The organism is Streptomyces ruber (assembly GCF_014648075.1).
Classification (GTDB): Bacteria; Actinomycetota; Actinomycetes; order Streptomycetales; family Streptomycetaceae; genus Streptomyces; species Streptomyces ruber.
The window spans coordinates 48,060-70,364 of the sequence record NZ_BMQK01000025.1; the positions used below are offsets into that span (position 1 = coordinate 48,060).

The 22,305-nt window shown below is 73.5% G+C and carries 16 protein-coding genes and 2 pseudogenes; 12 read left to right on the top strand and 6 right to left on the bottom strand.

Going from position 1 to position 22,305, the window contains the following annotated elements; genetic code table 11:
* Complete coding sequence (locus IEZ04_RS32095) at nucleotides 1–969, bottom strand: multicopper oxidase domain-containing protein (protein ID WP_189220505.1); 969 nt, start codon at nucleotides 967–969, stop codon at nucleotides 1–3.
* Between the two features lie 269 nt (nucleotides 970–1,238).
* On the opposite strand from IEZ04_RS32095, the gene IEZ04_RS32100 reads away from it, so the two are divergent.
* Nucleotides 1,239–3,668: a ThuA domain-containing protein gene (locus IEZ04_RS32100; RefSeq protein WP_229821422.1), complete on the top strand. Its 2,430-nt coding sequence runs from the start codon at nucleotides 1,239–1,241 to the stop codon at nucleotides 3,666–3,668.
* A 44-nt stretch (nucleotides 3,669–3,712) separates the two neighbouring features.
* Nucleotides 3,713–5,923, top strand: coding sequence for an OmpL47-type beta-barrel domain-containing protein (locus tag IEZ04_RS32105; RefSeq protein WP_189220536.1), 2,211 nt, complete (start codon nucleotides 3,713–3,715; stop codon nucleotides 5,921–5,923).
* Between the two features lie 62 nt (nucleotides 5,924–5,985).
* Here the strand turns inward: IEZ04_RS32105 and ligD are convergent, their stop codons facing one another.
* Nucleotides 5,986–7,002 carry a non-homologous end-joining DNA ligase gene (gene ligD / locus IEZ04_RS32110; protein ID WP_189220507.1) on the bottom strand — a complete coding sequence of 339 codons (1,017 nt, stop codon included), beginning with the start codon at nucleotides 7,000–7,002 and terminating at the stop codon, nucleotides 5,986–5,988.
* 94 nt (nucleotides 7,003–7,096) lie between these two features.
* Between ligD and IEZ04_RS32115 the strand changes: the two genes are divergently transcribed.
* Complete coding sequence (locus tag IEZ04_RS32115) at nucleotides 7,097–8,158, top strand: ATP-dependent DNA ligase (protein WP_189220508.1); 1,062 nt, start codon at nucleotides 7,097–7,099, stop codon at nucleotides 8,156–8,158.
* A 49-nt stretch (nucleotides 8,159–8,207) separates the two neighbouring features.
* Here IEZ04_RS32115 and IEZ04_RS32120 read toward each other — a convergent pair whose 3' ends face one another.
* On the bottom strand, nucleotides 8,208–9,398 hold the full coding sequence (locus IEZ04_RS32120; RefSeq protein ID WP_189220509.1) for a zinc-dependent alcohol dehydrogenase: 1,191 nt from the start codon (nucleotides 9,396–9,398) through the stop codon (nucleotides 8,208–8,210).
* 178 nt (nucleotides 9,399–9,576) lie between these two features.
* On the opposite strand from IEZ04_RS32120, the gene IEZ04_RS32125 reads away from it, so the two are divergent.
* Nucleotides 9,577–10,512: a DUF3048 domain-containing protein gene (locus IEZ04_RS32125; protein ID WP_189220510.1), complete on the top strand. Its 936-nt coding sequence runs from the start codon at nucleotides 9,577–9,579 to the stop codon at nucleotides 10,510–10,512.
* Here the strand turns inward: IEZ04_RS32125 and IEZ04_RS32130 are convergent, their stop codons facing one another.
* Nucleotides 10,513–10,974, bottom strand: coding sequence for a MarR family winged helix-turn-helix transcriptional regulator (locus tag IEZ04_RS32130; protein ID WP_189220511.1), 462 nt, complete (start codon nucleotides 10,972–10,974; stop codon nucleotides 10,513–10,515).
* Between the two features lie 304 nt (nucleotides 10,975–11,278).
* Between IEZ04_RS32130 and IEZ04_RS32135 the strand changes: the two are divergent.
* The 3 genes and pseudogenes from IEZ04_RS32135 to IEZ04_RS35405 form a co-directional block, all read left to right on the top strand.
* Nucleotides 11,279–11,473, top strand: a pseudogene (locus IEZ04_RS32135) (succinyl-CoA--3-ketoacid-CoA transferase); the annotation flags it as partial.
* A gap of 2 nt (nucleotides 11,474–11,475) precedes the next feature.
* Complete coding sequence (locus IEZ04_RS32140; RefSeq protein ID WP_189220537.1) at nucleotides 11,476–12,678, top strand: thiolase family protein; 1,203 nt, start codon at nucleotides 11,476–11,478, stop codon at nucleotides 12,676–12,678.
* Nucleotides 12,679–13,063: pseudogene (locus IEZ04_RS35405) on the top strand (dioxygenase family protein); the annotation flags it as partial.
* A 17-nt stretch (nucleotides 13,064–13,080) separates the two neighbouring features.
* Here IEZ04_RS35405 and IEZ04_RS35410 read toward each other — a convergent pair.
* Nucleotides 13,081–15,759 (bottom strand): ATP-binding protein, encoded by a 2,679-nt coding sequence (locus tag IEZ04_RS35410; RefSeq protein WP_229821420.1) that lies wholly within the window; start codon nucleotides 15,757–15,759, stop codon nucleotides 13,081–13,083.
* A gap of 239 nt (nucleotides 15,760–15,998) precedes the next feature.
* On the opposite strand from IEZ04_RS35410, the gene IEZ04_RS32150 reads away from it, so the two are divergent.
* The 3 genes from IEZ04_RS32150 to IEZ04_RS32160 all read left to right on the top strand — a co-directional run bounded on the left by IEZ04_RS32150 (nucleotide 15,999) and on the right by IEZ04_RS32160 (nucleotide 19,485).
* On the top strand, nucleotides 15,999–17,273 hold the full coding sequence (locus tag IEZ04_RS32150) for an MFS transporter (protein ID WP_189220513.1): 1,275 nt from the start codon (nucleotides 15,999–16,001) through the stop codon (nucleotides 17,271–17,273).
* A gap of 18 nt (nucleotides 17,274–17,291) precedes the next feature.
* The gene (locus tag IEZ04_RS32155) at nucleotides 17,292–18,446 is read left to right on the top strand and encodes an anhydro-N-acetylmuramic acid kinase (RefSeq protein WP_189220514.1); all 1,155 of its coding nucleotides are present in this window, start codon (nucleotides 17,292–17,294) and stop codon (nucleotides 18,444–18,446) included.
* 94 nt (nucleotides 18,447–18,540) lie between these two features.
* Nucleotides 18,541–19,485: a DUF2510 domain-containing protein gene (locus IEZ04_RS32160; RefSeq protein ID WP_189220515.1), complete on the top strand. Its 945-nt coding sequence runs from the start codon at nucleotides 18,541–18,543 to the stop codon at nucleotides 19,483–19,485.
* Nucleotides 19,486–19,613: 128 nt separating this feature from the next.
* On the opposite strand, the gene IEZ04_RS32165 is transcribed toward IEZ04_RS32160, so the two are convergent.
* The gene (locus IEZ04_RS32165) at nucleotides 19,614–20,240 is read right to left on the bottom strand and encodes a TetR/AcrR family transcriptional regulator (protein ID WP_189220516.1); all 627 of its coding nucleotides are present in this window, start codon (nucleotides 20,238–20,240) and stop codon (nucleotides 19,614–19,616) included.
* 206 nt (nucleotides 20,241–20,446) lie between these two features.
* Between IEZ04_RS32165 and IEZ04_RS32170 the strand changes: the two genes are divergently transcribed.
* Entirely contained in the window at nucleotides 20,447–21,301 is an 855-nt protein-coding gene (locus IEZ04_RS32170) for a phosphatase PAP2 family protein (RefSeq protein ID WP_189220517.1), read from the top strand.
* Nucleotides 21,298–22,239, top strand: a complete 942-nt coding sequence (locus IEZ04_RS32175) for a DMT family protein (RefSeq protein WP_189220518.1) — start codon at nucleotides 21,298–21,300, stop codon at nucleotides 22,237–22,239. Before IEZ04_RS32170 ends, IEZ04_RS32175 begins: the two co-directional genes overlap by 4 nt.
* Nucleotides 22,240–22,305: the final 66 nt, after the last annotated feature.

Below are 22,305 nucleotides of genomic sequence, written 5' to 3' on the forward strand. Positions count from 1 at the left end.
TCAGTGCCCGTGGCCGTGCCCGTGGTCCCCCGGGTCGTACCCGGGGATCGTCCCGTCCGCCTTCTTCACCAGGAACAGGCCCACCATCCCCATGTCGGAGTGGCTCTGGACGTGGCAGTGGTACATCCACGCGCCCGCACCCACGCCCTCTCCCGCGATCACCTGGAAACCGAAGGAGTCCGCGGGCCCGCAGATCTTGTTGTCGATGACCTGGCTGGGGTCGTCGGGGCCGGTCAGCAGGCCCGTGCGGTTGTCCGCCCAGCGGTGACCGTGCATGTGGAAGGTGTGGTAGAACTCGCCGTGCGTGATCACGATCCACTCGACCCGGTCGCCCACCGTGGCCTCGAAGTCGGGCCCCGAGTGCGCCGGCCGGTTGTTGATCAGCATGTCGTTGAAGACGACCGTCACGGTCCGGTCGGGCAGGATGTCGCCCTTCCTGCGGACGATCACCGGGCCGAACAGGCCCTTGCGCAGGCCGCCGGTGCCGTGGTCGGTGCCCACCACGTGGTCGTGGTAGTGCCAGTAACCGGCGCTGCCCGGCCGCCAGGTGCCGTCCGCGCGGCGGCCCGGGGCGTGGGTGCGCCAGGTGTAGGTGCGGGTGGCGCCCGGCTCGACATGGCTCTTGTTCATCCTGGTGCCGTCGCTGGTGATCTCGTAGTCCAGCCCGTGGACGTGCAGGCTCGCTGCCACGTCCATGGTGTTCTCCACCTCGATGTGCAGGGTGTCGCCCTCGTTGAGCTCGATCAGCGGCCCGGGCACCGTCGCCCTGCCCTTCTCCAGGCCGTAGCCCATCTGCCCGTCGGCGAGTTCCTCGATGTAGAGCTTCATGTGCCGCGTCTCGCCGCCGGCGGGCGCCGTGCGCGGCCCGGCCGCGGCGGTGCTGACCTCCGGGGCGAGTGACAACGATGTCGATGTCGCGACGGCCGCTCCGCCCAGGAGCACCCGCCGGTTGAAGCCGCGCCTGTCCATGCCGAACTCCCCACCGGTGTACGAGAAAAGACGGAGCTGACTGAGAAGAGCCTGTGCGACCGTAGCCGCGTCGTCCTCGTTTTTCCACACTCAGGACAAAGTTCGTTCCATCCCGGTCATACCTATTGGCGTGCCGTGAAAAGAGGTCTAGCTTCTTGGCGCTGTTGCTGTGACCAACGAGGGTGGAGGACCACATGCGGCGCACACCGCATCACCGACCCTGGCCCCTGAGAGGTTCGCGCGGAGCGAGACGCGGCCGGGCTGCCGCTCTGGCCGCCGGTGTCGTCGTCGCGGGAGTCCTCACGGGCCCCGCCGCGAACGCCCGGCCCGCGTCCGATCCGGCCCTGACAACGATGTCGATCAAGTCCCCGCCGGGCGGCGCCGACGCCCGGGTTCTCGTCTTCTACGGGTCGGCGGCGGCCGGAGAGGAGTCCCCGCTCGTCGACGCGGGCATCGAGGCCGTCGAGCAGATCGGGCTGACCGGCGCGGCCGACCAGCGGTTCACGACCGTCGCCACCGGCAATGCCGACGTCTTCACCAACGAGACCCGGCTGAGCCGGTTCAACGCCGTCGTCTTCCTCACCGGCGGCGGGGACGTCCTGAACGCCGAGCAGGAGGCCGGTCTGGAGGCGTACATGGAGGCCGGCGGCGGCTTCCTCGGCATCCATGACGCGGCCCGCGCCGAGCCGTACTCGGACTGGTTCACCGGGCTGATCGGCGCCCGTCCGGCCGCGTCGAGCCCGACGGCCGTCCAGCGCGCGACCGTCGAGGTGGGCGACCGGCGGCACCCGGCGACCAAGGACCTGCCGGTGCAGTGGAAACGGCTCGACAAGTGGCTGAACTGGGTGGAGAACCCCTCCGGCGACGTCCACACCGTGGCGCGGGTGCGCGAGTCGACGTACAGCCCCGGCGCGAGCGCGAACGGCTGGGACCACCCGGTGAGCTGGTGCCGCGACTACGACGGCGGCCGTTCCTTCTACACGGCCATGGGCGGCACGGTGTCGTCGTACGACGAGACGGACTTCCGTGCGCACCTGCGCGGCGCCCTGCAGTGGACGACCCGGCTGTCGCAGGCCGACTGCACGGCCACCATCGAGTCCAACTACGAGGCGGAGCGGCTGACCCGGCCCAACCAGCCGGGCCAGAACGACCAGATCGGCGAGCCGCACGGCCTGGTGACGGCGCCCGACGGGCGCGTCTTCTACATCGGGCGCGGCGGCAAGGACTCCTCGCAGCCCGTCATCACCGACTGGAACAACCCCGACATCGGCAAGGGCCAGGGCGAGATCCACGTCTACGACCCGAAGACGAAGCAGGTCACCCTCGTCGGGTCGCTGACCGTCTTCGGCAACAAGGGCGGCGGCGAGGAACTGGTCAAGAACGAGGAGGGGTTGCTCGGCATCGAGCTGGACCCGCGGTTCGAGGAGAACGGGTGGGTGTACCTGCACTACACCCCGCACTCCCGCATCGACCGGGACAGGCGCATGGCCGAGCGGTACGTCTCCCGCTTCACCCTGAACCGCGCCACGAACAAGCTGGACATGAGCAGCGAGAAGGTGCTGCTGAAGTGGCCGGTGCAGATCCACAGCTGCTGCCACGCGGGCGGCGGGATGGCCTGGGACTCCAAGGGCAACCTGTACATCGCCACCGGCGACAACAACTCCAGCCAGTTCAGCGACGGTTACTCCGGCAACAACCCGCAGCCCAACTACAAGGGCGTCTCGTTCGCGGACGCGCGCCGCACCGCCGGCAACACCAACAACCTCAACGGCAAGATCCTGCGCATCCACCCCGAGCAGGACGGCACGTACACGATCCCGGACGGCAACCTCTTCACCGGCAAGGAGACCGCCGAGGGCGGCGGCAAGACGCGCGGTGAGATCTACGTGATGGGCGTCCGCAACCCCGCCCGCATCTTCGTCGACAAGCAGACCGACATCCTCTACGCGGGCTGGGTCGGCCCGGACGCGGGCGCGCCGTCGACGACCTGGGGCCCGGCCAAGTACGACACGTTCGCCGCGATCACCGAGGCGAGCAACCGCGGCTGGCCGTACTGCATGGGCAACAAGCAGCCCTACCGCGACCGCAACCTCCCCGACCCGACCAAGCCGCTCGGCTGGTACGACTGCGACGCGCCGAAGAACGAGTCCCCGAACAACGACGGCCTGGTCAACCTGCCGCCGGTGACGGGCAACAACATCTGGTACTCCCCGCAGGGCGGCGCCCCGGACTTCCCGCGCGACGCGAGCGGCGTGCCCTCGTACGAGAACGACGAGGCCACCTATCTGCTGCCGTGGCTGAAGGGCGGCGGGCAGGCCGCGATGAACGGGCCGGTCTTCCGGTACGACGAGACCCTCGCGAGCGCCGGGCAGTGGCCCGCCTACTGGGACGGCAAGTGGTTCGTCGGCGACCTGTACGACGCCGACCAGCCGCGCAACGCGGTCCTCACCGACCCGAAGACGGTCGGCGACGGCGGGGTGCCCATCCACTCCGAGTCGCTGAAGGGGATCGTGCCGATCGGCAACGACGGCATCAAGAACCTCATGGACTGGAAGTTCGGCCCGGACGGCGCGCTGTACGTCCTCGACTACGGGCGCGGCTTCTTCACCTCGGACGCCAAGTCCGCGCTGTGGCGCGTCACCTACACCGGTGGCGGCCCGACCCCGGCGGCCGGCCAGCTCGCGAGGAAGGCACAGTGATGTCCACGAGACACCCGAGAACCACGAGAGGGCCCCGTCCGCATCTGTGGACGGCCCTGCTGGCGTCCCTGCTGATGGTGCTCGGCCTGACGTCCACGGCCGTCGCCGACCGGCCCGGGGCGGCCGGGGCCGAGGCGGGGGGCGAGGCTGTCGCCGCCGCCGACCAGGTGCTGACCTGGACCGCCGGCAACGACATCAACTCCTACACGACGGCCCCCGAGACCGCGGTGGCGGGCCCGGCGACCATCGTGTTCGAGAACAGCGAGGCGACCGGCAACACCACCGGCATGCCGCACACGCTGACGTTCGACGTCTCGGACCCCGAGTACAACAACGACGTCCAGCTCAACATCCTCGCCAACCCCTTCGACGCGCAGGGCGGCCGGCACACCGCCGAGGTCACGCTGACGCCCGGCCGGTACCGCTACCACTGCACGATCCCGGGCCACGGCCAGATGCAGGGCGTCCTCGTGGTCACCGAGGGCGGCGGCGAGGACACCACCGCGCCGGAGACCTCGGCCGAGGTGGCGGGCACGCGGAACGCGGACGGCGCGTACGTCGGTTCGGCGACCGTCTCCGTCAGCGCCACCGACGACGGCTCCGGCGTGGAGCGCGTCGAGTACGCGATCGGCGACGACGGCGCCTGGCAGCCGTACACCACGCCCGTGGTCGTCGACCAGGTCGGCACCCACACGGTGCGCTACCGGGCGGTCGACGCGGCGGGCAACACGGCCGAGGAGAAGAGCGTCGAGTTCACCGTCGTCGCACCGGACACGGACGACACGGCACCCCCGGAGACGTCCGCGACCGTGACCGGTGAGCGGAACGACGCGGGCGACTACGTCGCGATGGCGACCGTCACCGTCTCCGCGTCCGACACCGGCTCGGGCGTCAACACCATCGAGTACGCGCTCGGCGAGTCCGGCGCGTGGCAGCCGTACACCGCGCCCGTGATGGTGCACGAGGTGGGCGCGCACACGGTGCGGTACCGGGCCACGGACAGGGCCGGGAACGTGTCCGAGGTGAAGAGCGTGGCGTTCACCGTGGCCGAGCCGCCGGTGGCGGACACCACACCGCCGGTGACCGGGGTGACGGTCGAGGGCGAGCGGAACTCCGCCGGTGCGTACCTCAAGAGCGCCGAGGTCACGGTGAGCGCGACCGACGAGCACGGCGGTTCGGGTGTCGCGTCGGTCGAGTACTCGCTCGACGGCGGCCCGTACCTCGCGTACACCGCCCCCGTGGTGGTGGACCGCGTGGGCGCGCACTCGCTGGCGTACCGGGCGAGCGACAAGGCGGGCAACACCTCCGAGGCGCGCACGGTGAGCTTCACGGTCGCCGCCGGTGGCGGGGTGCCCGCGCCCGCGTGCGCCGAGTGGGACGAGCGGCTCACCGTCATCGTCGGCACGGTCGACTCCGGTGTGCCGAACCGGCTCACGAACAACCGCTGCCGGATCAACGAGCTGATCGAGGACGAGAAGGAGTGGACGTCCCAGCAGCTCTTCCTGAAGCACGTGCGGGAGGTCACGGAGAAGCTGCGCAAGGACGGCGTCATCGACCGGCGCGAGCTCACCGCCATCCGGACGGCGGCCCGTGAGTCCGGCCTCGGCACGCCCGGCCAGACCGACGGCTACCAGGCGATCCTCGACGGTACCGAGGAGTCCTTCGCCAAGTGGCAGCAGGTGGGCGGCGGTTCCTTCGGGCTGAACGAGGACGGCTCGATCACCTCGGGCACCACCCGGGACGGCATGGGCATGCTGTGGTTCCCGGAGCGCAAGTACGGCGACTTCTCGCTGAAGCTCCAGTGGCGTGACGACGCGCCGGGCACGGCGTACACCAACGGCGGCGTGTTCGTGCGGTTCCCGTACGTCCACGACCATCCGGAGGAGTCGCGGCCCGAGTGGGTCGCCATCAAGTACGGGCACGAGATCCAGGTGCACGACCGGCCCGACGGCGACATGTACAAGACCGGCTCGGTCTACGGCTTCGACCGGGTGGGTCTGGCGGGTGCGGGCGTCACCGAGAAGGGCACCTGGAACGACTACGAGATCCGCGTGGTCGACCAGCACTACTCGGTGTACCGCAACGGCGTGCTGATCAACGAGTTCGACAACACGGGCGGCCAGGAGTTCTACCCGGCGCGCTCCGACGACCCGGGCACGGACGGCCGGCGGTACTCCTCCGGCTACATCGGGCTCCAGGTCCACGGCGTGACGGACGTGGTGTCGTACCGGGACGTCCGGATCAGGGAGCTGTGACGACCGGTGGTGCCGGTCGTGGTGGGGAGGGCGGACGCCCTCCCCACCACGCACTCCTGCGGTCAGCCCGCCGTCTTCCTCGCCCGGCTCGGCTGCACCCGCTTCGGCTCTCCCGGCATCTTCGGGTACTCCGGCGGGTACGGCAGGTCGCCGAGCCCGTGGTCGTGCTCGTCGCGGAAGGCCAGCTCCAGCAGGGCCTCCAGGGAGAAGGCGTGGTCGTCCATGTCCGCGTGCACGTCACCGAGCGCGGCGAAGCGGGCGGGCATGGTGGCGAGGTCGAAGTCGTCCGGTACCGCGTCTCCGACCTCCTCCCAGGTCAGCGGGGCCGAGACCGGGGCGTGCGGGCGGGGGCGCACGGAGTAGGCGGAGGCGATCGTGCGGTCCCGCGCCGTCTGGTTGTAGTCGACGAAGATCCTGCTCCCCCGTTCCTCCTTCCACCAGGCGCTGGTCACCTGGTCCGGCATCCGCCGCTCCAGCTCCCGCGCGACGGCGATGGCGGCGCGCCGCACCTGGGTGAAGGTCCAGTCCGGCCGGATGGGTACGAAGACGTGCAGGCCACGGCCGCCCGAGGTCTTGGGCCAGCCGCGCAGTCCGCCGTACTCGTGGAGCACCTCGCGCAGTTCACGGGCGGCGCGCACGGCGTCGGCGTAGTCCGTGCCGGGCTGCGGGTCGAGGTCGATGCGGAGCTCGTCCGGGTGGTCGACGTCCGCGCGCCGTACGGGCCAGGGGTGGAAGGTGAACGTGCCGTACTGGGCGGCCCACAGCACCGCGGCGGCCTCGGTGGGGCACATCTCGTCGGCGCTGCGGCCGCTGGGGAAGGTGATGTGGGCCGTGGGGATCCAGTCGGGCCTGTTCCCGGGGGCCCGCTTCTGGAAGAACGACTCGCCGGCCACCCCCTCCGGGTAGCGCTCCAGGGTGGTGGGGCGGTCGCGCAGGGCGCGCAGGATGCCGGGGCCGACGGCGAGGTAGTACCGGGCCAGGTCGAGCTTGGTGAAACCGCGCTCGGGGAAGTAGACCTTGTCCGGGCTGGACAGCCGTACCGTCCTGCCGCCCGCCTCCAGCTCCACCGCTTCACCCATGCGAGCCACGGTAGGCGTATCACACATACCTCGCACACCGGACATTCCGGACCACATCGGGCGAAGCGACACGTGATTGGTCAGAATCGGCAGCATGGATCTCCCGGTGATGCCTCCCGTCATGCCGATGCTCGCCAAGCCCGTGGCACGGATCCCGCCCGGCATGCAGTACGAGGCGAAGTGGGACGGATTCCGGGCGATCGTGTACCGCGACGGCGCCGAGGTCGAGCTGGGCAGCCGCAACGGTAAACCGCTGACCAGGTACTTCCCCGAGCTGGTGGAGGCGGTGCGGGAGCGGGTGCCGGAGCGGTGCGTGCTGGACGGCGAGATCGTGATCGCACGTGAGGGGAGACTCGACTTCGACGCGCTCACCGAGCGCATCCACCCGGCCGCCTCCCGGGTCGGCACCCTCGCCGAGCGGACCCCCGCGTCCTTCGTCGCGTTCGACCTGCTCGCACTCGGCGACGAGACACTGCTCGACGTGCGGCTCGCCGACCGCCGGGCCCTGCTGGAACGGGCCCTGTCCGGGGCGACCGCGCCCGTGCACATCGCTCCCGCGACGACCGACCGGGAGGTGGCCGGGAAGTGGTTCGAGGAGTTCGAGGGGGCCGGCCTCGACGGGGTGGTCGCGAAGCCCCTCACGCTGCCCTACCGGCAGGGCGAGCGCGCCATGTACAAGATCAAGCACGAGCGCACGGCGGACGTGGTGGTCGCGGGCTACCGGCTGCACAAGAGCGGCCCCGTGGTCGGCTCGCTCCTCCTCGGCCTGTACGACACCGGGGGCACCCTCCAGCACGTCGGCGTGAGCGCGGCGTTCCCGATGAAGCGGCGCGCGGAGCTGGTGGCGGAACTGGAGCCGCTGCGGTTGGCGGACGCGGCGGAACACCCTTGGGCGGCGTGGTCGGACGAGGAGGCACACGAGACGGCGCGGCTGCCCGGGGGGCCGAGCCGGTGGACGGGGAAGAAGGACCTGTCCTGGGTGCCGCTGCGGCCCGAACGGGTGGCGGAGGTGGCCTACGACCACATGGAGAACGGGACCCGCTTCAGACACACGGCCCGCTTCCGGCGCTGGCGCCCGGACCGCACGGCCTCCAGCTGCACGTACGAGCAACTGGAGGAGCCGGTGCGGTACGACCTCCGGCGGATTCTCGGGTGACGCACGGCGGGGCCGCACATCGGCACGGCCCCGCGCCCCTGCACAGGTGCTACGGCTTCATCAGCACCTTCACCGTCCCCTCCTCCTTCTTCTGGAACCGCCGGTACGCCTGGGGCGCCTCGTCCAGCGGTACGCGGTGCGTGGCGAAGGTCTCGACGCCCAGCGGGTCGTCGTCCGTCAGCAGCGGCAGGATCTCGTCGATCCAGTTGCGGACGTTGGCCTGGCCCATGCGCAGCCGGATCTGCTTGTCGAACATGGTGAGCATCGGCAGCGGGTCGGCCGTACCGCCGTACACGCCGGACAGCGAGATGGTGCCGCCGCGCCGCACCAGGTCGATGGCCGTGTAGAAGGCGGCCATCCGGTCCACGTTCATGTGCTCGGCGACCTTCGCGCCGACCGCCCGCGGCAGCAGCCCGGCCGCCGTCTGGGCGAAGCGGGCCGCCTCGCTGCCGTGGGCCTCCGTGCCGACCGCGTCGATCACGGAGTCCGGGCCGCGCCCGCCGGTGCGGTCGCGGATCGCCGCGACGAGGTCCTTCCGGTCGTCGAACTCCGTCAGGTCGAAGGTCTCCACGCCCCGCTCGCGCGCCCGGCGCAGCCGCTCCGGGACCAGGTCCACGCCGAACACCTGCGAGGCGCCCTGCACCTGGGCGACCCGGCAGGCCATGTCCCCGATGGGCCCGAGGCCGAGCACGGCGACGGTGCCGCCGGGCGGGACGTGCGCGTACTGCACGGCCTGCCAGGCGGTGGGCAGCACGTCGGAGAGGTACACGAACCGGTCGTCCGGCGGGCCCTCCGGCACCTTGATCGGACCGTACTGGGCCTGCGGCACGCGCAGGTACTCGGCCTGGGCGCCGGGCACCGCACCGTACAGCCGGGTGTAGCCGAACAGGGCCGCGCCCATCCCCTCACCGGTGACCTGGGTGGTCTCGCACTGGGTCTGGAGTCCCGCCTCGCACATGAAACAGTGCCCGCACGCGATCTGGAACGGCACCACGACCCGGTCGCCGGGCTTCAGGTTCGTGACCTCGGAGCCGACCTCCTCGACGATGCCCATCGGCTCGTGACCGAGGATGTCGCCCGGTGTCATGAAGGGCGTCAGCACCTCGTAGAGATGCAGGTCCGAGCCGCAGAGCCCGCTGGACGTGACGCTGATGACCGCGTCCGTCGGCTCCTGGATCTCCGGGTCGGGCACGGTCTCCACGCGCACGTCCCGCCTGCCCTGCCATGTCACTGCCTTCATCGCCCGGCGCTCCGTCCGTAGTGCTCCGTCACGTTCGTCCTTGCGGTGACCGCCGGGTACCCGGGCGCCGGAGGCCGAACCTCCGGGCCCGGCGGGGCGGGCGGGTCTGGCCGTCCCCGGACCGCCGCCGCACAATCGAGGAGGACGGAGCGGGAGGGCCGTGGTGGGCGGGGTGGGCATGGGACGCAGGGCCGGGATGCGGCGCGGGCTGGCGGCGGCGCTGCTGGCCGCCGTGACGGCGGGGTGCAGCGTGAGCGGCCCGGGCCTCGACGGGGACGATCCGGCGGAGGGCGCGGGGCGCTCCGTCCTCGCCGTGAAGATCGACAACGTGGGGGCGGCACGCCCGCAGACGGGGCTCGACGCGGCGGACATCGTGTACGTGGAGCAGGTCGAGGGCGGGCTGAGCCGGCTGATGGCCGTGTACGCGACCCGGCTCCCGGACGCCGTCGGGCCGGTGCGCAGCGCCCGGGAGTCCGACCTGGAGCTGCTGCGGCAGTTCGACGAGCCGACGCTCGCGTACTCGGGAGCCCAGCGCCGGCTGCTGCCGGTGATCGACAGCGCGCCGGTGCGCGCGGAGACTCCGGGGGACGCGGCCGACGCCTACTACCGCGACGCGGGCCGGCGCGCGCCGCACAACCTGTATCTGCGCCCCGAGCGGCTGATCGGTTCCGCGCCGGGGGCGGACGTCCTCACCACGGGCTTCCGCACCGGCCCGGCACCCGGGGGCGGCACCCCACGGGAGTCGTACTCCGTCCGCTACCCGTCCGCCGGCTTCACCTTCACCTGGTCCGGGAGCCGGCAGCGCTGGCTGGTGAGCATGGACGGCACGCCGACGGTGACGACGGACGGCGAGCGGGTGGCCGCGGCGACCGTGGTCGTGCAGTACGTGGACGTGCGGAAGTCCGCCTACCACGACGTCCGGGGCAGCAACTCGCCGTACACCGAGACCGTGGGCTCGGGAAAGGCGCGGGTGCTGCGCGACGGGCGGATGTACGACGTGAACTGGGAGCGCCCGGTGGCCTCGGGCGGCACCGAGTTCACCACGGCGGACGGCGCCCCGGTGGACTTCGCCGAGGGGCAGGTGTGGGTGGTCCTCGCCCGTTCCAGCGGGTGATCAGCGGGTGATCAGGGGTTCCGCCGGATCGCGGAGCCCTTCGGCGGCGTCGGCCACCCGCTGGATGAGACCGAGCAGCTGGGCCTGCTCCTCGGCGGAGAGCGGGGCCAGGAAGACCTGGTTCATCCGCGCGGTGCGGACGGTCAGCCTGCGGTGCGTGCGCACGCCGTCGTCCGTGAGGCGCAGCAGGAAGCGGCGGCCGTCCCGCGGGTCGCGCACCTTGTCGAGCAGCCCGCGCCGGCCGAGCCTGCTGATCACCTCGGCGATGGTGGAACGGTCGAGCCCCACCCGCTCCCCCACCGTGCGCTGGTCCAGGCCGGGTTCGGCGACGAGTGTGTTGAGGACCGCGAACTGCGACGAGGTGATCTCCTCGGAGACCATCGTGTTCCACAGCAGGTGGTGCGCCTGCTGGAGCCGCCGGGCCAGGTGCCCGGGGTGGGAGGTCAGGTCCACCGCCGCCATCTGTGCGCTCCTAGGGTGTGCTCCCCGACTCGATCCGTGCACTGAACGATAGCGGGTTCCGGGTGCGTGTGAGCCGAGCTCCAACAGCCAAGGGTGCAGGTCTTGACGGTTCGTACGGGCGGTGGCAGCGTACGGGCAATCTCGCGGGAACAGTCAGTGCGCTGACTATTCCCCGCATGGAGCCGCACGGGGAGAGGGGGCTGCGCCGATGGACAAGGCGGTGCCCACGGCCGCCGACGCGGTGGCGGACGTGCCGGACGGCGCGTCGCCGGCGGTCGGCGGGCTCGGGCTGAGCGGTGTGCCCCCCAAGATCCTCCGGGAGTGCGCGCTGCCGCTGACCGGCAGGGGCTGTGCGGACCGGATCATCGCCGGCCTCGGCGTGCTCGACGTCACCGGCGACGGGCTGGTGCCGGTGGAGTGCGCGCCCGGGGTCACCCCCGACGAGATGCTGTCGAGGACCGCCGCCGAGGTCCGTATCCCCGAGGAGATCACGTCATGAGTCTGCGCGAGGTCTACGTCGTCGACGCCGTCCGCACCCCGTTCGGCCGCTACAACGGCGCTCTCGCCGCCGTCCGCCCGGACGACCTGGCCGCCCACGCCGTCCGAGAACTCCTGGCCCGGACCCCCGAGCTGGACCCGGCGCGGATCGGGGACGTCTGCTTCGGCAACGCCAACGGCGCGGGCGAGGAGAACCGCAACGTCGGCCGCATGGCCGCGCTGCTCGCCGGGCTGCCCACGTCGGTGCCCGGCGTGACGGTCAACCGGCTGTGCGCCTCCGGCCTCGAAGCCGTGATCCAGGCGGCCCGCGCCATCGCCCTCGGGGACGCGCACATCGCCCTGGCCGGCGGCGTGGAGTCGATGACCCGCGCCCCGTACGTGCTGCCCAAGAACGACAGGCCGTTCCCGGCCGGGCACACCGAGCTGTACTCCACCACCCTGGGCTGGCGCATGGTCAACCCGCGCATGGAACCGCAGTGGACGGTTCCGCTGGGCGAGTCGGCCGAGCTGATCGCCGACAAGCACGGGATCGGCCGGGAGCGGCAGGACGAGTTCGCGCTCGCCTCCCACCGGAAGGCCGCCGAGGCACAGGCCGCGGGCCTGTTCGACGCCGAGCTGGTCCCCGTGCCCGTGCCGCAGCGCAGGGGCGACCCGGTGCCGTACGCCGCCGACGAATGCGTACGCCCGGACGCGTCCCTCGCGGCGATGGCGAAGCTGAAGCCGTCCTTCCGCGAGGAGGGCGGAACGGTGACGGCGGGCAACGCCTCCCCGCTCAACGACGGTGCCGCCGCGCTGCTGCTGGCCGACGAGGAGGGGCTGCGGGCCACCGGCCGCGAGCCGCTGGCCCGGATCTCCGCCACCGGGGTGCACGCCGTCGACCCGCACTGGTTCGGGCTCGCCCCGGTGGAGGCGACGCACCGCGCCCTGGCCAAGGCCGGCCGGGCCTTCGCCGACCTTGACGTGCTCGAACTGAACGAGGCCTTCGCCGCCCAGGTGCTCGGCTGCGTCGCCGAGTGGCCCGAGTTCGACCCGGCGGTCCTCAACCCGCAGGGCGGCGCCATCGCCCTCGGCCATCCGCTCGGCGCCTCGGGCGCCCGGCTGGCCGGCACCGTCGCCCACCAGCTCGCCCGCAGGGGCGGCGGCACCGGTGTCGCCGCCCTGTGCATCGGCGTGGGACAGGGCCTCGCCCTCGTCCTCGAACGCTGAGGCCCCGTCCCGCTTCCTCCCGCTTCCCGCAGTCAGGACCGCAGGAGCTCCCGTGGCCCTCACCCGGACGGACATCGGCAGAGAGGCCGACTCGTCGCGGTGAACGGCGGCCCGGAGACGGTGTTGGCCGGCGGGGCCGGTGTTCGGCCCGACCGACGTCACCGAGACCGGCAACGACCTCACCGCCCAGCACCGGGCCGAGCCGCTCGGCGAGCGCATCACCGTCTCCGGGCGGCTGCTCGACCGCGCCGGGCGCCCGGTGCGCGGCCAGCTCGCCGAGCTGTGGCGGGCCAACGCATCCGGCCGGTAGGCGCACCGGCGCGACCAGCACCCGGCGCCGCTCGACCCCGACTTCACCGGCGTCGGACGCACCCTGACGGACGGGGCATCGGGCCTGACGGTTCAGTCCAGTTCCTCCAGCGTCTGCAGCGCCCGGGCCACCAGGCCGTCCGCCCCGCAGGAGCGGGCCAGCGTCAGGCCCTTGCGGAGTTCGCCTGCGGAGCGGGCGGCGATGCCGTACTCCACGCGGGCCGCGGCGTGCTCGTACGCGCAGGGGGACGTCTCCAGGTAGGCGACGGCCTGGGCGTGCAGGGCGACGGCCTTCGGGCCGGTCTCCAGGAACGCGGCCACCCGGACGGCCTCGCCGATGGCCGTGTCCGTGCCGAAGCGCTCGGCCTGGCGGCGCACGGCCACGGCGAGTTCGGCCGCGCGGCGCGGGTCGTCGGCGGCCAGGGCGCGGGCGAGGTCCCCGCCCCAGGGCGCCACCACGGGGTTGTGGTGGCCGCGTGCCAGGGCCGCCTTCTCCGCGGCCTCCAGCTCGTTGACGCCCTCCTCCGTGCGGCCGGTGGCGAGCAGCAGCCGGCCGCGGACGGAGCGGCAGTCGGGCAGCACGATGGTGGACGGGTACGGCGGTGCGAAGCCGTACCGTTCGGCGGTCTCCCACGCCTCTGCCACGTGGCCGCGGGCGAGCAGCGTGTCCACGAGGTTGCACGTGGCCGTCCAGTACAGCGGCAGTCCGCGGCCGATCCGCTCGGCGATGCGCAGCGACGCGCGCAGGGACCGCTCCGCGTCCTGGAGCCTGCCGCGTCTGCGCTGCCCCAGGCCGACGTAGGCGTGCGCCAGGGAGAGGTGGCCGCCGCTCCAGCCCGCGGACTCGTAGGCGCGCAGGGCCTCGTTGTAGAGGCTGTCGGCGCGGTCGAGCCGGTCGGCGTAGGCGTACGCGTTGGCCAGCATCAGCAGCAGTTCGATGCCCCATTCGGTGTCGGTCCAGCCGAGTCCGGGGGCGAGCCGGCCGTTGACGAGGGCGCGGTCGCAGGACTCGACGACCTCCTCGGCGTTCTCGCCGCGGGTCATCGCGTCGAAGCCGCGCAGTATCAGCAGCGCGCGCTCGGAGTTGTCCCGGCCGGTGCAGGTGGCGGCGAGCGCGGCGAGGTCGCGGGAGCGGTCGGGTGTGTGCTCCTCGCCCGCGTGCAGGCCCTCCCACATGTAGTGCACGGCCTGGAGCCGCATCCGGGCGGGGCCGGGCCCGAGCCGGGCGGCCTCGGCGTCGACGGTGCGGACGGCCTCCTCCAGTTGGTCGTTGTGGAGCTGTGCCTGGGAGAGGCGGTAGACGGCGTCCACGCGCACCTCGCCGTCGAGGCCCGGCATGGCGAGCGCGGCCTGCAGGTACTCGATGGTGGTGACGGGCGAGGTGAGCAGGGTGGCGCAGCCCAGTTCGTACAGCACGCGCGCGTGGACGTGCGGTTCGGGCGGCTCCAGGAGGGCCCGCTCCAGGCAGCGGCGGGCCGCCTCCGGGGCGCCGACGGCGAGGTGCTCGCGTGCCGCCTCACGCAGTTGCTCCACCAGTTCGGGGTCGTCGTCCGGGTGCACTTCGAGGAGGTGCCGGGAGGCGGCCGCGGCGCCGAGGCCGGAGTCGGTGACGACCTGGGCGGCGACGCCGTGCATGGCGGTGCGCAGCGCGTCCGGGATGGAGTTGTAGACGGCGGTGGCGATCAGCGGGTGGACGAACTCCAGCTCGCCGTCGCCGGTCTGCCGGACGGCGGGGTCGGCCGGGGTGAGGATGCGGGCCGCGCCGAGCAGTTCCGCGCAGCGTTCGGCGTCCTCGCGGCGCATGGTGGCGAGCGTCGCCACGAGGTCCACCGAGATGCCGGTGCCGAGGATGGCGGCGGCCCAGGCGAAGCGGGTGGCGTCGATGCCGAGCCCTTCGAGACGGGCGACGAGGCCGCGGCCGCGCGCCGAGCGGTTCAGCGCGCGCAGCTCCGCCGCCGAGGCCTCGATCGCCTCCAGGCCGCTGTCCTGGACCTTGGCGAGGAGTTCGACGGTCTCGTAGGGGTTACCGCCGGTGACCGCCCAGACCTCGCGGCAGAACGGGGCGTCGGCGTGCTCGCCGATCGTGGCGCGGGTGAGCCCCGCGGTCGCGTCCGGGGTGAGCGCGCTCAGTGTGACGGTGGGGCGGGACGCGGCGGCGGCCACCGCGCGGAGGTGGCGGGAACGCTCCCCGGTGGCCTCGCCCGGCCGGTGGGCGACCACCACGAGCACGGACTGCTCGGCGAGGCTCTCGGTGAACGCGGCCAGCCACTGGAGGGTCTCCTGGTCGGCCCAGTGCGCGTCGTCGATCAGCAGGACGAGCGGCCAGTACCGCCGGGCGAGCCGGGTGACGGCCGCGACGAGACCGTCGCACACGCCCTGCGGGTCGGCCCGCCGCTCGCCCGGTTCCGCTATGCCGAGGGCGGGTCCGGCGATGTCGTACCAGTCGCCGAGGTACTCCCGTGCCTCGTCGGGCATCAGCGAGACGAGCGCGGGCTGGAGCAGTTGCCGTACGACGTTGAAGGGGACGGAGGTGACGGTCTCGCCGCCGCGCGCCGACCACACGGTGCAGCCGTGGGCCTGGGCGATGCGGCGGGTCTCGGTGAGGACGGCGGTCTTGCCGATGCCCGCCTCGCCGCCGAGGACCAGCAGGCTCCCCCGGGAGGCGTGGTCCTGGCGCAGGACGTCCATCGCCTGCGTGACGGCGGCGAGTTCCGCGTCGCGCTCCCACAGGGCGGCCGGGGCGGCCGCTGCTTCCGGCCGTGCCTCCGTCATCCCGCTACCTCCAGAGGTCGCCCAAACGACGTACAGAAAGCGAGCGTAGCCGCCCCGCGGCCGGGTTGGCCGGTCGTCGGGCACCTGTGGCCAGCACGGGTGACATCCGCGTTCCGGGGGCGACGCACGAGGCTTCCGACCAGCCGTGGTGAAAGTTATTGACAGTCGACAGCCGCCGAGCTGACGCTTACTTTCAACATCGTCGGCGATTCCCGTCCCCTCCGCCGGGAGGATCCTGTATGGCCGCCCCCGCGCAGTCCCCCGGTACGTCCCGCAGAGCGCTGGTCGCGGGCTCGGTGGGCAACTTCATCGAGTGGTACGAGTTCGGGGTCTACGGCTACTTCGCCACGGTGATCGCGGCCCGCTTCTTCACGCCGGAGGGCGGCGGCGAGGTGGAGGCCCTGGTGCGGACGTACGCGTCGTTCGCGCTGGCGTTCTTCTTCCGGCCGGCCGGCGCCGCGCTGTTCGGCCGGCTCGGCGACCGGATCGGGCGCCGCCCGGTGCTGATCCTGGTGATCTCGCTGATGACGGGTGCGACGACGCTGATCGGCGTGCTGCCCACGTACGCCGAGATCGGTGCTCTCGCCCCGTTGCTGCTGACCTTCCTGCGGGTGCTCCAGGGGCTGTCGGCGGGCGGGGAGTTCGGGGGCGCGGTGTCGGTGATGACGGAGTTCGCGCCGCCGGGGCGGCGCGGGCTGTACGGGTCGTGGCAGTCGTTCACGGTGGCGCTGGGGCTGCTGGGCGGCGCCGGGGCCGCGGCCCTGCCGGCGACGCTGCTGGGCACGGAGGCGCTGCACTCGTGGGGCTGGCGGCTGCCGTTCCTGCTGGCGCTGCCGCTGGGATCGGGGGCGCTGTGGCTGCGGTTGCGGCTGGACGAGACGCCGGCGTTCCGGGCGGAGGGGGAGGCGGTCCGCCCGCCGCCCCGCGCGGTCGCGGCGGCGATCGCCCTCGGTGCCGCGCGCGTCATGGGCTGGGCGGCGGCCGGCTACACCTTCCTCGTGGTGCTCCCGTCCTATCTGCAGAGCAGTCTGGACGCCTCGTTCCGGCAGGCGCTGGTGGCGACGGTGCTCGCGAACCTCGGCTTCGCGGCCACGATCGTCCCGGCGGGGTGGCTCAGCGACCGCGTCGGGCGGCGCCCGGTGATGCTGGCGGGTGCGCTGCTGGTGACGGTCCTCGCGCTGCCGCTGCTGAACCTGCTGCAGGACGCGCACATGCCGGCCGCGGTCAAGGGCGCGGCGGTGTGCGGTGCGGGCGCGGTGGTGGGGCTGATGGCGGGCCCCGGTCCGGCCATGCTCGCGGAGATGTTCCCGACGACCGTCCGCTACACGGGCCTGGGACTGTCCTACGCCCTGTCCAACGCCGTCTTCTCGGGCTGCGCGGGCCTGATCGTCACGGAGACGACCGAGCGGACGGGGAACCTGGACGTCCCGGCGTACTACGCGGCGGCGACCTGCGCGGTGAGCGCGCTGGCCCTGCTGCCGTCGCGCACGGCACGGACACGGAAACCGGTGTGAGGACGTGAGGGAGTCACGGTGCGGGTGATCGGGCTGATGTCGGGCACGTCGTACGACGCCGTCGACGCCGCGGCGGCGGACCTGGCGCTCGCCGGGGACACGCTCACCCTGACACCCCTCGGGCACCTGGCCGAACCGTACGCCGGCGGGCTGCGCGCGGCGCTGGCCGCGGCCCTGCCCCCGGCGGACACCACCCTGGCCGAGGTGTGCCGGCTGGACACGCTGATCGGGCGGGCCTTCGCGGCGGTCGCGGTGGCGGCGGACCGTCAGCTGTGCGGCGGGAGAGCGGAGTTGGTCGTCTCGCACGGCCAGACCGTGTACCACTGGGCCGAGGCGGGCACCGTGCACGGCACGCTCCAGCTCGGGCAGCCGGCCTGGATCGCCGAGGCCACCGGGCTGCCGGTGGTGGCCGACCTCCGGCCGCGCGACATCGCCGCCGGAGGGCAGGGCGCGCCCCTGGTGAGCCTGGTCGACCTGCTGTGGCTGCGCGGACGCCCGGGCACGCCGGTCGCCCTGAACCTCGGCGGCATCGCCAACCTCACCGCTCCCGACGGCACCGCGTTCGACACCGGACCGGCGTGCGCGCTCGTCGACGCGGCGGTGCGCGACCACACCGGCGGGCGCCTGCCGTACGACGTGGACGGCGCCCTCGCCGCCCTCGGCACCGTGCACGGCCCGCTGCTGGCCCGGCTCCTCGACGAGCCGTACTACGCGCTGCCCGTGCCGCGGACGACGGGCAAGGAGCTCTTCCACGGCGGCTATCTGCGCGCGGCGCTGGCGGACTTCCCCCGGCTGCCCGCGCCCGACGTCGTCGCCACGCTGACCCGGCTCACCGCGCGCACGGTCGCGGACGCGGTGCGGTCCGTACGGGCCACGGAGGTGATCGCCTCCGGCGGCGGCACCCGCAACCCGGTGCTGATGCGCATGCTGGCCGAGGAGCTGCCGGGGGTGACCCTGCGGATATCCGACGCGCTGGGGCTGCCGGCGCGGGCGAAGGAGGCGTACGCGTTCGCCGTTCTCGGTTTCCTGACGGTGCACGGGCTGCCGGGCACCGATCCGGTCAGCACGGGGGCGCGCCACGCGAGCCTGCTCGGTTCGGTCACCCCGGGCCGCGACGGACTGCCGGCGGTGCCGCGCGCGCAGCGGGCACCGGTGCGGCTGGTGGTGCGGTGAGCGGAGGTGGCCGCCGCGGGAGCGAGCAGGCCGGGGGAGAAGATCTCGCGGCCCCTCTCATCCCACTTTCAGGCTCACCTCATACCGTGACCCCATGACGCAGGCGACTCCTCCCGGCTGGTACCCCGATCCGGGTCAGACAAGTGACGGCCCCGCCACCGAGCGGTGGTGGGACGGCGACGCGTGGACGGACCGCATCCGGCCCACACCCCCGGCCGGTGCTCCGTACGCCCCGTACGCCCCGTACGCCCCCTACCCGCCCGGCGCGGCGTCTCCGGCGCCGGGCGGACGGCAGGGACTGCGCACCGGCATAGCCGTCGGCGTCGCCGCGGTCGTCCTGGCGTGTGCGGGCGTGGGCGTGTACGCCCTCACCACGAACGACGGGGGCGGTCCCGCGGCCACCTCCCGGGGCCCGGACGGGCAGGACGGCCCGGGCGGCGGCACCGGGCCGGGCGGTCCGGAGGGCGGCGTGCCGGAGGACGGCGGGTCCGCGGAGCCCCGCATCGAGGACGGTCTCGCGATCGACTCGGTGAACGGGGTCGGCATCCCCGTACCCGACGACTGGTCGGCCTCGGCCCTCCCGGTGGGTGTGCAGATCACGGCCGACGACGGCTACGCGTGCCCGGGCGACACGTCGAAGACGTGCACGCCCGGCGGCGCGTACTCGGCCCCGGCCGTGGCGCTCGGCCTGAAGGCGGCCACGGCCGAGGCCGCCGCGGAGGCGGACATCGCGAAGAACGCCGAGGAGTCCTACGGCGGCACGAGCTACGGGAGCATCACCTCGCACGAGGAGGTGTTCTCCAAGGCGGCGGCCGTGGCCGGGCAGCAGGGCTGGGCGGTCCGCTGGAAGGTCGTCACCGAGCAGGGCGCCGACGGATACGTCGAGTCGCTCGTCTTCCCCGCGCCCGCCGACCCGGACCGGCTCGTCGTGGTCCGCTTCGGCGTGGACGCCGGCTCCGCGGCGGAGTCCGCCATCGACGAGATCACCGAGGGGATCGAGGAGGTCTCCGGCAGCGGAGGCAGCGGACAGGACGTCTGATCGGCCGGGTGGTGCCCCTCCCCGCTCAGGAGGGGCACCACCCGGCCGGGGGTGCGCGCCGCCCCCGTCCCCACGGTGCGGCGCGGACGGGCCGGCGTCCGGTCATCCCACGGACGCCGGCCCGTGTCCTAGAGCCCGAGCGCGGGCAGCACCGCGACCTCCACGAAGCGGGTGAGGTACGCCTCGTCCGCCTCGTCCGCCTCGCCGGCGCGCCGCCCCTCCAGCACCGGGCGGACCCGCAGCACCCCGAGGATCTGCGCGGGCACGTACTCCAGCGCGGGGTGGTCGGCGGCGACCTCGCCCCGGGCGACCGCCCGGTCGAGGATGCGCCGCAGCGCGCCGATCTCCGGCTCGACGAGGGCGTCCCGCAGCGCCCGCCGCAGCTCCTCGTCCTGCGTGACCGCGTGCCCGAGCGCCTGCAGCAGCCGGGTGTCGCGGCCCGAACAGGCGGCCCCCTCCCGCGCCGCCTCGTACAGGTCCCCGGCCAGGGACCCGGTGTCGATGCCGGCGAACCGGGGGTGCCGGGTGGCGCGCAGGGCGGCCGCCACGAACTGCGGTTTGGTCCGCCACTGCCGGTAGAGCGTGGACTTGCTGCACCGGGTGCTCGCGGCCACGCCCTCCATGGTCACCGCCTCGTAGCCGCACTCACGGATCTGGTCGAGCACGGCGTCGAAGAACTCGCGCTCCCGCTCCGGCGTGAGCTTGGACCGGCGCGCGGCGACCGGCTCGGTCGCGTCCGCTGCCTCCGACGTCATGGCCTTCGACCCCCTCGTTCCATGCCTTCGATACGCCAGTGTACCGATACGACCGCGTATCGGTACACTGGCGTATCGAAACCGCCCCGTATCGGTACTGATGTGTACCGCTGACGCGTACCGCTGCTGCGTACCCGTACGACGGCGGCGAGCACGAGGACGCCGGCGGCACCCGCCGGCACGATCAGCGAGTGGAGGGGCCGGGGATGGCAGCCCGAACCGAGCCTTCGGCACGCGCGTCCGGCGACGCGCCCGCACGACGGCGGCCCCCGGCCCCACCCGCGCGGCAGTCCGCCGCCCGCCCGCCCCTCCTCCGGGAGCTGCTGCTGGTCGCGGGCCTCTTCCTCGTCTACAAGTCCGGCCGGCTGCTGGCGAACGGGCACACCGGGGAGGCCTTCCGCAACGCCCGCCACGTGTGGGACTGGGAGCGCTTCCTGCACCTGCCCGGCGAGGGCCTCGTCCAGTCGCTGCTGCTGAACGGCGACGGACTCGGCGACTGGCTCGTCCGGACGGCGAACACCTACTACGCGGCCGTCCACTTCCCGGCCACCGTCGCCTTTCTGGTCTGGCTGTACCTGCGGCGCCCGGCGCACTACGTGTGGGCCCGCAGGACGCTGGCCGCCGTCACCGCCGCCGCCCTGGTGCTGCACCTCGCGTTCCCGCTGGCCCCGCCGCGCATGCTCGGGGAGCCGGGGCTCGTCGACACCGGGCAGGTCTACGGGCCCACGGTGTACGGGGCGGCGCCGGCGGCCGACACGATGGCGAACCAGTTCGCGGCGATGCCCTCGCTGCACTTCGGCTGGGCGCTGATGGTCGCGATCGGGCTGATCGCGGCGACCCGGTCGCGGCTGCGGTGGCTCTGGCTGCTGCACCCCCTGCTCACCCTGCTGGTGATCGTCGGCACGGCCAACCACTACTGGCTCGACTCGCTCGTGGCCTCCGCGCTGCTGGGCCTCGCCCTCGCCGCGCTCCGGTGGGCCTGGCCGACGGCGTCCGGCGCCGGGCGCGCCCGGCGCTCCGTACCCTCCGACCGCGTCGCCCTGGCGGGAGCGGGCCGATGAGCGCCGCCCTCCTCGCCGTCCTCCTGTCGCTGGTCTCGGCGGTGGCGTACGCCGCCGCGGCCGTCGTCCAGGAACGGCTGGCGTCCCGCGGCAGCGTGGGAGGGGCGCGGCTGCTGGCGAGCGGGGCGTGGTGGGGGTCGGTCGCGCTGAACGCGGCGGCCGCCCTGCTGCACGTCGTGGCCCTGAGATACGGCCCGCTCACCGTGGTGCAGCCGCTCGGCGCGCTGACCCTGGTGGCCGCGGTGCCGCTGGGGGCGCGACTGGCCGGACGGCGGGTGGGCGCGGTGGAGTGGCGGGGCGTCGCGCTGACGCTCGGCGGGCTGGCCGCGGTGCTGGCCGCCGTCTCCGGCTCCGCCCCCGACGACGTGCTGAGCGTGCCGGAGGCACTGGTGGTCGCCGGGGCCACGGCAGCGCTGGTCGGCCTGCTGGCCCGGCCCGGCGCGCGGCCGGGGCTGCGGCACGCGACCGCGTCCGGGGTCGCCTCCGGCGTCGCGTCGGCGCTCACGCAGACCGTGACGGTGGCCGCGACCGACCGTTCGGGCTCGCCGTTCGACGCGCAGGTGATCGCGGTCGCCGTGCTGGTCGCGGCGTTCGCGGCGGGCGGGCTGCTGCTGTCGCAGACCGCCTACCGGGACGGTCTGGGCGCTCCGCTCGCCGTGGTGACCCTGGCCAACCCGGTGGCGGCCGCGGTGATCGGCCTCTCCCTGCTGAGCGAGCAGGTGCGGGGCGGGGCCGCCGGTGTCCTCACGGCGCTGGCGGGTGCGGGCCTGGCCGCGTGGGGCGTGTTCCTGCTGGCACGGACGCCCCACGGGCCGGCGGACGGCGGCCGCCCGGACAGCGACCACCCGGTGGCGGCGGTGCTCGCGCTGGGGCCCGGACAGGCGCCCTGCGAGCCGTCGCCGCCGTCCCCGTCCCCGGAACGGCTCACCCGCCTGTGAGCTCCTCGGGGCCGTGACGGCGCGGGCCGTCGCCGCCCTGGCCGTTCACGCCCGGGACCGTCGAAT